The following is a 13,477-nucleotide window of genomic DNA, read 5'->3' as shown; positions in this document are numbered from 1 at the left end:
TGTATCAAGTACACCATTATCGTCATTACCAGTCCAGAGCAAGGCCAGAAGTAACTTTATTAACTACAATATCCCTTTCAGGGTTAACCCCTTTATCAAACCGAAGCATCCGGCCAGCATCATATCACCACCGGGAGACGGGAACTCAACGGGATAACCGTTTAAAAGGGATCGCCGGGGACCAAGCACATAGGTTGGAGCAAATCCCTGCGCTTCTTCAGGTAAATCAAGGGTCAAACAGCCGTGTCCCCAGTCATCGAAAACATCCTGAAAACTGATATTCCCCTGCCTGAACCGCTGGGAATCATCCCATAATTTTTCCGGAGTCATGTTTCCGGTATGATGTTCATATACACCGTAAACAGCACCCTTATATAGCAGGAAGGAGACAGTATGGCTGTTGCCTACATTGATCAGGCAGACACCCTGCCTGTGGCTGTGTTCCAATATCCCGTCCACAAAAAGAGCACCGAGAACCGCCGCAGCTCCGGTATCACTGACCGCCCCGCCACCGATGCTGTCCTGCAATTCAGCCATACGTGTAAACTCTTCCGGCACGTTTTCAAAAACCAGACTTTCCGGACGGCCTTGATTCTCCAGCAGCAAATGTTTCCAAAGATTAAAACGACCGATACGGTTGCTTTTACCGGGATGGTAACCGTGATCTTGAACAGATGCAGTCACGTAATCAGGATACTGCAGACCTGCTGCCCTAAAAAAATTCTTCCACCATGCAACATCAAAGTCAGCAAGGGGGACATCCGCACACCCTTCCGGTTTTTCATCGGCAAGGATGATCCCGTTACTCTCCAGCCGGGGCAGGTCATCACCAAGAGCCAGAGCAGCACGCGGATGAGCATAGACTTTACAGCCCGCCTCCATATGAGGATAGACGGACCTTCCGAAGCCACCGCCCATGTTCCGGCCTGAAAGATAAATATCGCGTCCCTGCAGGGTCAGTTCCTTGATCCGTTCCCCTACCACCCTGGCCGGGGACGGCAGTACGAACTTGAAACAGTTTTCAATCTCCACACCTTTAATATAATAAAGAACATCCTGAGTCCCGCTGCCGATATCCAGACTTAAAACTGTATTCTTCACTCCAGATCTCCATTTGTAACAGTAAAGATTGATAATTATGTTGCAGGCGGAAACAATTTGCGTCAATTGAAAACAGAATATGTTAACCGCAACCCCGCATCGACCATGATTAAAATAATCTTTTTTGCCGCCTTGCTGATCCTGCTGCCCCTGCCCCTTATCCTCTTTGCCGCTCTTTGCAACAGAACGGAAATGCGCAGCAGAAGCACCGGGCAGATGACCAAGGACATTGCCCGGTCCACCTTATCTGCTGGGATAAGCCTGATAATAGCCATTTGTACCCGCCCTTTCACCTTTCTCTGCAACCTGCCGCTGATCAAAAAAAATGGAGACAACACCCCTATTCTCATGACCCACGGCCTGTACCATAACAAGGCAGCATGGCTGGTTATGCGCTACCGCCTGAATCTTGCGGGATTCACCAACCTGAATACATGGCAATACAACAGCTTTACTACATCCTATCCAGAGCTGGTGCTGGAACTACGGGATATAATTTCAAAATTACACTTGGAATCGGGGAAAAAGGTAATCCTCACCGGACACAGCCTTGGAGGTCTGCTTTCCTGCGGGGCAGCGCAGGACCCGGAAATTGAAAAGATGTGCGCTGGAATCATCACCCTTGGAACCCCATACCGGGGCAGCATTCTTGCAAATATAGCCATTGGAAGACTGGGACGCAGCCTGCACCCGCAGAGCAGTCTCTTTAAAGGAAAGAGTATAATCGGCTATCCACGGAACATATCAAAAACAGCCATAATCTCCCCTACCGATGAAATGGTCCTTCCGTGGTCCAACCTCGAACCGACCTCAGAAGAATGGGCAATCAAACGCACCCACGCCATGGGACATGTAGCTATGCTTTACAGCAGGCAGGTAGGAAACACAGTGGTTGAGGCAATCCGCAAAATACAAAACCCATAAAAAAAGGGAGAACCATAACAGTCCTCCCTTTGTAGTGATCTTTATTCTTTAAGAAACGTATTCAGCGATCTTGGCTTTGAGCTGATCGGCTGTGAACGGTTTGGTAATAAAATCGTTCACCCCGGTTTTGCGGGCCAGTTCCTGCTGGGAGTATTCTGATTCGGTGGTAACCATAATTACGGGGATATCCGCATAACCGTTAGTCTGGCGGAGTTTAGAAACAAATTCCATTCCGTCCATAACCGGCATGTTCATATCAGTGATAATAACATCGAATTCTTTACTGAGTTCAATGTGTGAGTAAGCATCCTGACCGTTCTCAGCCACAGTGGGTTCATAACCGCCACTGGTAAGAATGCTGCGATAAAGGGCGAGCATGGATTTTGAGTCATCAACAGCCAAAGCCTTCTTGCCGCCGGCAACAACAGCTTCAGGCAGTCTGGCCATATCAGCTTCGGCTTCTGCACCGCCGATCTCGGCCAGCTTGGTCCGGAAAGCTTCATGAACTTCAGCATCCTTGGAAGCTGCCACGGCATTCATCAGGAAACGGCCGATCTTGCCTTCTGCATACAGTGCCTGAAATACATTCACAGCCTTGGCGGTAACAATGGCCCGCAGAATCTTTCCGGCCTTGCTGCCGCCCTGACCTACGATCTCCACCAGTTTTTTGGTCACACCGGGATTAACCAGTCCGTCAAGGCCAGTCATAACCGCTACGGCAATAAGTTCGTCGTCATCTTCCAGACCGTCAATAAGACTGATCACACCCTTCATGGTACCGATTCTGCCAATGGCTTCATAAATGGCATACTTCACACTTGAATCGGTGGAATACTGCTTCTCAATGGCATCCATAAGCCCGTCAAGGGCTTCCTTGTCCCCGATGAAACCGAGCACGTTGGCAGCGAGGATCAGGTCATCTTTAGCAGTATCCGGGCTGATAATCTTGTTCAGGTAAGGCACCGCCCTGCTGCCCATAACCGTCAGAGAATCGGTCACTACCCGGCGTACGGTGGGGTTCCTGTGGTGCAGGTTGGAGACGATAAAATCAAGGGCTTCATCCGTGCCTATAGCGGCGAGGCATTCAACAGCCTTCCATGTGGTCAGATCGCACACTTCGTAACGATCGTCCTCGTTATTGCGTTCAACAAAACCCTTGAGCGCAGGAATGGACTGTTCGTCCTTGAGTTCCGCAAGCATCTCTATAGACATAACCACGATAAGGTCATCGTCGTTATTAATATTGGAACGGAAGAGTTCAAGGGAATCAGCACCACCGATTTTTGAAAGAGAGGTCAGAACCTCAAACAAAAAGTCAGGATCAGCAGCATCCTCGGCCATCTGCATGAGAACAGGAACAGCACTTTTGAACTGAAATTCTCCACAAACCCTGATGCACAGGATACGCAGCTTGCCTTCTTCCTTACTCAGAAGTTCCACCGCTTTCTGCTCATCAGCGGAAAGGATACCGTTCAAGGCAGTTACAACCATATAGTCAACAGAAGTATCTTCAAGCGGATTCTGAAACAGGTCCAGCAGGCCGTCCAGCTCTACCGGATCTTTTGCAGTGGCGACTTCATTGAGAATGCTGATCTTATCCAAGAAAGATTTTTCTCTGAAACCGATTAACATAGACATATTGTAATCTCTCTTTTTTTCAATAGAACTTTGTTTTATTCAAAACAGAATTCAATGGTAAATTCCCCAGCATCGGTAGAGAAGGGGATAGCCATAATGGGAGTATTGGCAATGTGGGTTATGGTATGGTTGTCTCCCATAATTACCGAAGGTGTGGCTCCCGAAAAACTGAGGCCCTGTTCAGCAAGACCTGCTCTGGCCTGACCGGACACCATATTGGTAATCTCACCGACAGCATCCTGAACATCCTGAACGATATCCTGAACATCATCGCCAAGCATATTCTTTACAATGGTCACCGCACAATTCTTTGAAAAAGAGATTGAGATAGTACCATTCATATCACCGGTAATACCAACCAGACCGGTAACATCACCTACAGCAGTCTTGGTTTTCTTTACATAAGGCTTTCCCGGTTTCGGAGTGATCATGGCCATCATTGACAGCACATCCACTGCAGCCTTGATAAACGGCTTAGCAAGTTCAACATTCATATAGACATTCCCTACATCAGAAGTTTTCTCCAAGAGCAGGATCACCTTCAGTTCACGGTCTTTTCCTACTTAGAACACAATTTGAAAGATACTAACTTCAAAAACAGAAAGGTTCAAGGGACATGATTAAAATCCAGTGACAAAATCCATCACCGTTGCAGCCCGGCCTCGGATAATGTAATCCATATTAATATTTCAAATACTCTGCTTACAAAGGATAATAAAAAAATGTTTCAAAGCCTGGTAGGACTATTCGGTTTGGTATTTCTCGCATGGTTATTCAGTGAAAACAAAAAAGGACTCAGCCTGAAAAATATTCTTATTGGAATGTCCCTTCAATTTGCTGTAGCAGCTCTCATGCTTAAAGTTCCTTTTTTCAGCGACCTGATCATGTACTTAAACCATGTAGTTGATGCCCTGCAGCAGGCCACCCAAGCCGGAACAAGCTTTATCTTCGGCTATCTTGGAGGAGGGCCGCTCCCCTTCACCGAAAATTCTCCGGGAGCGAGTTGGACCCTTGCTTTCCGGGCCCTGCCGCTTATTCTCGTAGTCAGTGCACTTTCCGCCCTGCTTTTCTACTGGCGGATCATTCCGGTAGTGGTAAAAGGCTTTTCCATGGCACTGCAAAAGACCATGGATATAGGAGGAGCATTAGGACTTGGTGTTGCTTCCAATATTTTCGTAGGCATGGTCGAAGCACCGATCATCATCGCCCCCTATGTCAACAAGATGAGCCGCAGCGAACTCATGACCCTGATGATCAGCGGCATGGCGACCATCTCCGGCACAGTCCTCGTCCTTTATGCCTCCATTTTGAATCCGGTGCTTCCCGGTGCCATCGGACATATCCTGACTGCCTCAATCATCAGTGCTCCGGCGGCTATCCTCATTTCCCGGATAATGGTCCCTGAGCACAAAGGGCATCAGGGAGCAGACAGCCTTAAAATCAAAAGTACTGCTTCCAGCTCCATGGATGCCGTGGTCAAAGGCACATCCGACGGCGTAACCCTGCTTATCAACGTCGTGGCTATGCTGCTTGTTCTGGTGGCACTGGTAGCCCTGACCAACCAGATTCTCGCATTTCTGCCCGACTTTCAAAATGAACCGCTTACCCTGCAGCGTATTCTGGGCATCATCATGTGGCCTGTGGTCTGGCTGATGGGAATCCCTGCAAACGAGGCCTACACAGCTTCCTCGCTCATGGGGACCAAGACCATCCTCAACGAATTCCTCGCCTATCTGCAACTGGCCGGGCTGCCCGCCGGAACTCTGTCCCCGCGTTCAACTATTATCATGACCTATGCCATGTGCGGATTTGCAAACCTCGGAAGCCTTGGAATCCTTATCGGCGGCCTTGTATCCATCGCCCCTTCCCGTAAAGACGAGATCGTGGCTCTGGGCACAAAATCCGTAATCGGAGGAACTTTGGCTACCTGCATGACCGGAGCTGTGGTAGGACTACTCTACTAAGCCCCAAGAGGAATCAAGCTGCCATGATCAAATCAGGTAACAACATCAGCCCAGCGGAACTGAAACACTTCCTGCATAAGCGCGCCCCTTCGCGCAATGCAAAACTCATTTTTGCAGCAATTGTCATCGGAGGCTGCTCTGCACTGGCTGCCGTGATTTTGAATAGGACGCTTGATTATCTGAGCACGCTGCGCATGACCAACTCCCATCACTGGTGGATGTTCATGTTGCCGGCTGCGGGAGCCGCGCTTGCAGTTATCCTGAGCAAGAATATCTTCAAGGAGTCTGGAGGGCACGGGGTAGGAGAAGTCATCGCTAAGGTCGGCTTGAAGCAGGGAATCCTGCGCCCCATTTCAATCATCAGCTCCCTTTTGACCAGCTTGCTGACTATCGCCAGCGGCGGATCAGCCGGTCCGGAAGCGCCGGTTGTCGTCAGCGGTTCCGCCATGGGTTCGAACCTGTCCCGGCTGTTCAAAATGAGCGGACAGTCGCGCATGACCCTAATCGGATGCGGTGCAGCCGGGTCCATTTCAGCAATCTTCAATGCCCCGGTCACCGGGATGATCTTTGCAGTAGAAATCATCCTCGGGGAGTGGACTCCCTACCATCTCATTCCCATTGCCATATCCTCGGTTGTCGCCACTCAGACCTCAAGACTGCTCGAAGGCAACGTTATCCCTTTCAGCGATCAATTCCCTCCCATGGGAGTTACCGATCTTGGGACTTCCATCCTGCTGGCCGTACTTGCCGCACTGGTATCAGTGCTCTTTGTCCGTTCCATCCGTCAAGTCGGTTCCGCCTGTTCATCCTTGACCAATAAACCATGGATCAAAGCGGCTTGCGGAGGTCTGGCCGTGGGGATAATCGGAATTTTCTTTCCACTGGCACTTGGCGAAGGATATACATCCATTAAAATGGCTATTCACGGCACCCTGCCTGACGGCATAGCCCTTATTGCATTCATGGGAATGCTCAGGATAGTCACCACATCGCTGACTTTGGGAAGCGGAGGATTGGGAGGAATATTTGCGCCCTGCCTTGTAATCGGATCACTTTTCGGAGCATTCTACTATCGAGTAATTTCACAGATAATCCCACAACACATGCTCACCGGCGAAGGATCATACGCGCTACTGGGCATGGCCGGAGTTGTCAGCGGAGTGATGCAGGCCCCGCTGACCAGCGTATTTCTGGTACTGGAAATCACCCACGGCTATCAGGCGGTGATGCACATCATGACCGTCACTTTCCTTTCATCCATGCTTACCCACGCCTTTGAACCATCATCTTTCTACTTTCGGGATCTGGTGGAGAAGGGACAACTTCTGCGCCCCAAAACAGATGAAAAAATATTAGCGGACATTGATACCAGTCAATTAGTTCATAACAAACTGACCTATGCCTGCCCGCAAATGACCGTAAGCGAATTCCTGAAGGTACTGACCAACACCAGTCAGACCCACATCCCCATTATCAACAGCGAAACTCAGGAATTCATGGGCATGGTGGATGTTGTTTCAGCGCGATCATCAATCCTTGATCCGGAACAGCAGCAAAGCAATATCAGCGAGGTGGCCATAGACAGAAACGCTCCCATCATAGAACAGGACATGGGTGCGGCAGAGATTCTGGAGATAATGAACCGCAGCGGCAAGCGCACCCTTCCGGTAATGAAAAACGGCAGCTTCAACGGCTTTATAAGCAAGGAAGACATCCTCTCAGCATATAGGGGCGAGATGAAATCTTACGGAAAAAGCGACAATCTCTTCTAATAATTGTGAGCCTAGTCCTTACTCTTTTTGTCTTCCGGTGATTTCGGGGTACTATTCTGAACATACTTTGCTTTCACGATTGTGTCCGCAACACGGCCCATGACTATTTCGAGTTTTCGTTTCAAATCAGGATCTTCTTCCAATAGTTTTTTTGAAACACTCATGAATTTATCTGATATTTTGTCAGCCATATAGTTCCTTCAATTCCCAGCCGGTATTAATCCTTGAGAACACTTTGCTAAGCATTGCATCATGTACATCTACCAACAAAGCTTTCTGCATTTATATAAAAATGAACGAAAGATTAACAATAAATTAAAACGGGTATTTACTTTTTTATTCCACTGTAATAATCTTCAATATCGTTTAAATTTTAGTATTTTGAAAGTGCTCTTTACTGAAAGGAATCAGTGCCATGAACAATGATACGGAAAGCCAGAATGCCGGAACTGAGGAATTCTTGCAAATCAGTTTTAATATTTTAAATACATTCGGCAGCAAACTCCCTGTATCTCTCTGCATACACGATGACGAGTTTCAGCGTGTTGTTCCCCTTTTTGCTAAGGATACAAGGCTTTCCAGCAAAAAGCAGGAACTGGTCAACAACTACTGTAGTGACGGAAACCTGTTCATATCCAAAGAAGATTACGCATCACTTGCAGGTCACATCAGTCAGAACCTCGGAGCATTGCTGACTGAACATTTTCTGGATGAAGCTGCGGCAGCTGAAATTTTTTATGATGGAGTTCTGGAAAAAGTACGTGCCTTTTACTCCAATCCTATCGGGGAAACTTTAACCGACCTTAGCACTGTTCTGGCTATTTTTTGTGAATATGTCTGGGTGGATCCCAACAGATGGACTTACTTTTTCAATACCCTTAAGCGGGAAAAAGATCTGTGCTGCCATGCGGTAAATACACTTTTTGTAGGAACTTCAATTTATTTAAAAGTCCTCTACAAGCCCGGTGAAAAAATGGACCTCAAGCCACTGGCCATGGGATTGGTCCTTCATGATCTGGGTATGACTCAGATCCCTTCAGCAGTAACGGCTAAAACCTCCAAGCTGCTTTACAAAGAAAGAATGCGCATGCAGGAACATGTCGATATTGCTGAAAAAATGCTCAACCGCCTTGAAATCAGAGATGAAACCATCAAATCCTGCGTATTTGATCACCATGAGAGGCTGGACGGCAGCGGCTATCCAAAAGGACGTCGGGGAGATGCAATTACTTTGGAAGCAAAGGTCTGCGCAATCTCAGATGCCTTTTGCGGTATGATTGCCGACCGCTACCACAGACCCGGCCTCAACCCTATCCTTGCTGCAATAATCCTTACCGAGAGCAAAGCTAAATACGATCAAAAACTGACCAGTTCATTGATATCATTCATTATATCCAACAATCCGGAAATGAAAGCTCTGCTTCAAGATAAAGCGAAAATGCAGCAGCTAAGAACCATAGCCCTGCAAAAAGCAGCTCAGTAAAAAAGAAAGCTGGAGTGAAATCACCCCGACCTTTCATTTTCAGAAAATAAACTACCCGCGAATCAAAGGAACACCGCACGCTTCAGCCACAACAAGGGTCAGAAACATGGCCGGAATATATAAAATCATGGAGACCAGCACCGTGGCTGAAGTTTCTGTTTCACAAGTTCTGTAAGATTCAGCTAGCACACAACACAACGCCGCAGTCGGCATTCCGGACAACAACACCCCCATAAGCAATTCCTGTCCTCGCACACCGAAAAGAAGTAGACATCCGGCAGCAAGAAGCGGGTGCAGAATTAATTTAAAAAGGTTCACCAATCCGATATTGAACCATTTCATTTCCATCTTCTGGCGGACAATCAGAATCCCGATTGCAAACAAGGCACAAGGGACCGAAGCCATGCCAAAATTATGTAAGCCGTCAGCCAAAAATTCCGGTAGCTTCAAGTGCAGAAAAGAAAAAGCAGCCCCGGCAAAAGAAGCTCCAATCAAAGGAGTCTTGAGCATGGAAAGAGCTATTTGCCCGATAATACCCAGAGTCGACTTCGATTTATCCGCCCGGTGCAGCTCAAATGTAGCCACAACCATAATGACAATGATGATTGGGAGGATGATCGCCAGCGTAGTCGCAATCAAAGCCTGCCTGCTGCCATCATAAAGGTACATCATGATCGGCAATCCAAGGTATGCTGAATTAGGAAAACTGCCGGAACTGGCCCGGATTCCGTCCTCAGTAAAATGGTCCTTGAATATAAATTTCGAAGCCAGAAACATAAGCCAGTAAGCACCTATCATAGCAGAAAGATAACCGCCGATGAAACGAACCTGGGCAATTTCTTCAAACGGGGTAGTTGCCAGTGAACAGAAGAGTAAAGCCGGTAAAGTAAAATAATAAACAAACCCGTTCAGCACTGTTGCAGAGTTTTCAGGCAGGATTTCACGCCGGAACGAAACAGCCCCGGCAAGAACCATCAGAAACAGGGGAATCAAAGCAGAAAGGACAAGTGTCAGCATAAATTTAATTAAAGAGTAAAAGATTTAATCAAAATACAAATGAAGCGGTTAACAGATTTCTGGAATTAGTATAGACATTTTCACAAAAAAATATTTATATAAGAACAGGATGTAATTTTCATGACCGCCGGAGTCTGTATTGCCAGAAGAAATTATTCTAAGAAATGACATGCGTCCAGTAGGTATTGCACTCTGTGGTTTCGGGCTTGTCGGAACGATGGGATTCTTGCTCTTCAGCATTTTCGGTTCTTATCCTGCACAAAGCAATGGAGAAATTTATCTTGCTCGTATTCTGGCTATTGCAGGTATATTTGCTTTTCTTTGGAAAATGATCACTCTTAATGTACAGAAAAATTTCCTGGAAACAAGCGATGACGGAATCAGGTTAAGTGGGAACATCACAAAATACATCCCATGGGAAAATATCAAGGATATCGTTATTGAAGAACCTGCTCCAGAACCGGAAGAAAACATGGAAGACTACTCTCCGTTCATGAAGCCCAGACTTGCTCCCGTCATGTATCTTGAACTACATAGCGCCGACAAAATTTTCTTTGAAAGCAAAGTATTCAAATTCTCAGCCCGCAAAATTGAACGATATATAAAACAGCTATCTGAGCTTGATAACCGCATTCCACTTGATATGGAATTAATGACAGCGAATACTCAAGAAGAGATTTGTAAAATGCTGCGGGAACGTTGGGATAGGGCCACGACTACTTCAGTTCAATATCCAGATTAGCCAGTAGCGACACCGCTTCAGGCAATGAGAATTTTGTTTTTTTTAGTTTGTTCGTCTCTGCATTCATGAAATAATTTCTGGAAGAGGTGAAATCAGCAGAGGATAAATCCGCCTGATGAAACTGGCAGCCTGCAAAATCACAATCATCAAATTTAACCCGCAACAACTTGCAATCAGAAAAGGATGCATCCCTTAATGAACAGGAACTAAATTTAACTTTGAGCAGATTCTGACCGCTGAATGCACATCTATCCATAAGGCAATTGGAGTATCGTGCCACGATTACAGGTCCAAGATTTCCCCAGTTTATGCCCAGTAACTTTGAATCACGAAATTCAGTATCGATGACCTTCGAATTTGAAAATACAGCCACTGCCATATTACAGCCCACAAACCGACATTCCTGAAATTCGCAGTCTATAAGTTCGGCATACTGGAAAGAAGAAGCTTTAAATGTACATCTGTAAAAATTGACTTCCTGCAAGGTCTTATCTTCTAGGTCGATACTCTCGAAGGATATATTTTCGTAAGATTCGTAATCATCTATCTGCATAAAGCTTCTCCTGAAACAGAATTTTAAACGACTTAATACTCCTCGCAGCACGTACAATCAAGCGCATTAGAATCAGACTCCCCCCGCCCCCTCAAGTCCCTCAACACTCGAAAATACCCCTGCGCCAACAAGTAAAGCCCCCTTGAATTAACAAGGGGGCTTTAGAAATAAAAAAGCTTGCGGCGACCTACTTTCCCACTAGCTACCTAGCAGTATCATCGGCGATGGAGAGCTTAACTTCCGAGTTCGGAATGGGGTCGGGTGTGACCTCTCCTCAATGGCCGCAAGCAAATTTAGCTTGCTTTTGAGCAAAAATATATGGTTGAAATAGAGAAGATTAACCTTAACTATTTAAAGTTAAGGGAAGAGAAGAAAAATAAGTCGCACGATTTATTAGTACTGGTCAGCTGAATGCATCACTGCACTTACACCTCCAGCCTATCAACCAGGTGGTCTACCTGGAATCTTTAGATGCTAAAGCATAGGGATAACTAATCTTGAGGCAGGCTTCCCGCTTAGATGCTTTCAGCGGTTATCCCTTCCGAACTTAGCTACCCTGCAATGCCACTGGCGTGACAACAGGAACACCATAGGTTCGTCCACCCCGGTCCTCTCGTACTAGGGACAGACCCTCTTCAATTATCCTACGCCCACGGTAGATAGGGACCAAACTGTCTCACGACGTTTTAAACCCAGCTCGCGTACCACTTTAATCGGCGAACAGCCGAACCCTTGGGACCTGCTTCAGCCCCAGGATGTGATGAGCCGACATCGAGGTGCCAAACCGCATCGTCGATGTGAACTCTTGGATGCGATCAGCCTGTTATCCCCGGCGTACCTTTTATCCTATGAGCGATGGCCCTTCCATGCGGAACCACCGGATCACTAAGACCAACTTTCGTTCCTGCTCGACATGTCTGTCTTACAGTCAAGCTCCCTTATGCCTTTGCACTCGACGGCTGGTTTCCAATCAGCCTGAGGGAACCTTTGCAAGCCTCCGTTACTTTTTGGGAGGCGACCGCCCCAGTCAAACTACCCACCAGACACTGTCTCCAAGCCGGATAACGGCATTGGATTAGAATTCAAGACTATCAAGGGTGGTATTTCAAGGATGGCTCCACCGACACTGGCGTGCCGGCTTCAAAGCCTCCCACCTATCCTACACATGATAGCCCTAAACCCAATGTCAAGCTATAGTAAAGGTGCACAGGGTCTTTCCGTCTTACCGCGGGTAACCAGCATTTTCACTGGTAATTCAATTTCACTGAGTCTCTGGTTGAGACAGTGGGGAGATCGTTACGCCATTCGTGCAGGTCGGAACTTACCCGACAAGGAATTTCGCTACCTTAGGACCGTTATAGTTACGGCCGCCGTTTACTGGGGCTTCAATTCGGAGCTTCGGCCGAAGCCTAACACCTCCTTTTAACCTTCCAGCACCGGGCAGGCGTCAGTCCCTATACATCGTCTTACGACTTAGCAGAGACCTATGTTTTTAGTAAACAGTCGCCCCCCCCGATTCTCTGCGGCTCCAAACAGCTCGTTAAGTGAATCAAGTCACCGTCTGGAGCATCCCTTCTCGCTAACTTACGGGATCATTTTGCCGAGTTCCTTAACCAGAGTTCTCTCAAGCGCCTTGGTCTACTCGACCCGACTACCTGTGTTGGTTTGCGGTACGGTCAACAAATGCTAAACTTAGAAGATTTTCTAGGCAGTCTGGAATTACTCACTTCAAACGTAAAGTTACGGCATCGTGTCTCGGCCTTAAAGAGAAACGGATTTGCCTATTTCTCAAGCCTACGCACTTACACCGGCATATCCAACAGCCGGCTGAGCTATCCTACTGCGTCCCTCCATCGCACACATTTGCTGGTACGGGAATATTAACCCGTTTTCCATCGACTACGCCTTTCGGCCTCGCCTTAGGGACCGACTAACCCTGGGAAGATTAGCTTTACCCAGGAAACCTTAGTCTTACGGCGAACAAGTTTCTCACTTGTTTTATCGTTACTCATGCCAGCATAATCACTTCTCATTAGTCCAGCAAACCTTTCGATTCACCTTCATCCCATCTGAGAACGCTCTCCTACCGATGCGTCAAAGACGCATCCCGTAGCTTCGGTACCATGCTTAGCCCCGTTACATTTTCGGCGCAGAATCGTTAGACCAGTGAGCTATTACGCTTTCTTTAAAGGATGGCTGCTTCTAAGCCAACCTCCTGGCTGTCTATACAACTCCACCACCTTTTCCACTGAGCATGGATTTGGGGACCTTAGCTGACGGTCT

11 protein-coding genes and 2 rRNA genes (1 of these 13 running past the window's edge) are annotated in these 13,477 nt (G+C 47.2%); 5 read left to right on the top strand and 8 right to left on the bottom strand.

What is annotated here, in order from left to right:
- Positions 1 to 63 precede the first annotated feature (63 nt).
- Entirely contained in the window at positions 64 to 1,101 is a 1,038-nt protein-coding gene (locus ACKU40_RS18400) for a DUF1786 domain-containing protein (RefSeq protein WP_320174237.1), read from the bottom strand.
- 66 nt (positions 1,102 to 1,167) lie between these two features.
- Between ACKU40_RS18400 and ACKU40_RS18395 the strand changes: the two genes are divergently transcribed.
- A complete protein-coding gene (locus ACKU40_RS18395) occupies positions 1,168 to 2,025 on the top strand; it encodes a hypothetical protein (RefSeq protein ID WP_320174236.1) in 858 nt (285 codons plus the stop codon).
- Positions 2,026 to 2,073: 48 nt separating this feature from the next.
- Here ACKU40_RS18395 and ACKU40_RS18390 read toward each other — a convergent pair whose 3' ends face one another.
- Together ACKU40_RS18390 and ACKU40_RS18385 are read right to left on the bottom strand one after the other, a co-directional pair.
- Complete coding sequence (locus ACKU40_RS18390) at positions 2,074 to 3,663, bottom strand: HEAT repeat domain-containing protein (protein WP_320174235.1); 1,590 nt, start codon at positions 3,661 to 3,663, stop codon at positions 2,074 to 2,076.
- A gap of 35 nt (positions 3,664 to 3,698) precedes the next feature.
- On the bottom strand, positions 3,699 to 4,157 hold the full coding sequence (locus ACKU40_RS18385) for a chemotaxis protein CheX (RefSeq protein WP_320174234.1): 459 nt from the start codon (positions 4,155 to 4,157) through the stop codon (positions 3,699 to 3,701).
- 228 nt (positions 4,158 to 4,385) lie between these two features.
- Here ACKU40_RS18385 and ACKU40_RS18380 point away from each other — a divergent pair, with 228 nt between their 5' ends.
- Complete coding sequence (locus tag ACKU40_RS18380; RefSeq protein WP_320174233.1) at positions 4,386 to 5,627, top strand: nucleoside transporter C-terminal domain-containing protein; 1,242 nt, start codon at positions 4,386 to 4,388, stop codon at positions 5,625 to 5,627.
- Positions 5,628 to 5,650: 23 nt separating this feature from the next.
- Positions 5,651 to 7,399, top strand: a complete 1,749-nt coding sequence (locus ACKU40_RS18375; RefSeq protein ID WP_320174232.1) for a chloride channel protein — start codon at positions 5,651 to 5,653, stop codon at positions 7,397 to 7,399.
- Between the two features lie 11 nt (positions 7,400 to 7,410).
- Here ACKU40_RS18375 and ACKU40_RS18370 read toward each other — a convergent pair whose 3' ends face one another.
- A complete protein-coding gene (locus ACKU40_RS18370; protein ID WP_320174231.1) occupies positions 7,411 to 7,590 on the bottom strand; it encodes a hypothetical protein in 180 nt (59 codons plus the stop codon).
- 224 nt (positions 7,591 to 7,814) lie between these two features.
- On the opposite strand from ACKU40_RS18370, the gene ACKU40_RS18365 reads away from it, so the two are divergent.
- On the top strand, positions 7,815 to 8,882 hold the full coding sequence (locus ACKU40_RS18365; protein ID WP_320174230.1) for an HD domain-containing phosphohydrolase: 1,068 nt from the start codon (positions 7,815 to 7,817) through the stop codon (positions 8,880 to 8,882).
- A 51-nt stretch (positions 8,883 to 8,933) separates the two neighbouring features.
- Here the strand turns inward: ACKU40_RS18365 and ACKU40_RS18360 are convergent, their stop codons facing one another.
- Positions 8,934 to 9,899 (bottom strand): AEC family transporter, encoded by a 966-nt coding sequence (locus ACKU40_RS18360; protein WP_320174229.1) that lies wholly within the window; start codon positions 9,897 to 9,899, stop codon positions 8,934 to 8,936.
- Between the two features lie 139 nt (positions 9,900 to 10,038).
- Between ACKU40_RS18360 and ACKU40_RS18355 the strand changes: the two genes are divergently transcribed.
- A complete protein-coding gene (locus ACKU40_RS18355; RefSeq protein WP_320174228.1) occupies positions 10,039 to 10,641 on the top strand; it encodes a hypothetical protein in 603 nt (200 codons plus the stop codon).
- Here ACKU40_RS18355 and ACKU40_RS18350 read toward each other — a convergent pair.
- The 3 genes from ACKU40_RS18350 to ACKU40_RS18340 form a co-directional block, all read right to left on the bottom strand.
- Positions 10,616 to 11,194 carry a pentapeptide repeat-containing protein gene (locus ACKU40_RS18350; RefSeq protein ID WP_320174227.1) on the bottom strand — a complete coding sequence of 193 codons (579 nt, stop codon included), beginning with the start codon at positions 11,192 to 11,194 and terminating at the stop codon, positions 10,616 to 10,618. The genes ACKU40_RS18355 and ACKU40_RS18350 overlap by 26 nt on opposite strands.
- A 174-nt stretch (positions 11,195 to 11,368) precedes the next feature.
- Positions 11,369 to 11,483 (bottom strand): 5S ribosomal RNA (rrf, locus tag ACKU40_RS18345).
- 83 nt (positions 11,484 to 11,566) lie between these two features.
- Positions 11,567 to 13,477, bottom strand: a 23S ribosomal RNA gene (locus tag ACKU40_RS18340); it runs 1,025 nt beyond the window's last position.

It is taken from the genome of Maridesulfovibrio sp. (genome assembly GCF_963666665.1).
Classification (GTDB): domain Bacteria; phylum Desulfobacterota; class Desulfovibrionia; order Desulfovibrionales; family Desulfovibrionaceae; genus Maridesulfovibrio.
This window is presented reverse-complemented; position numbering and strand designations above follow the sequence as displayed.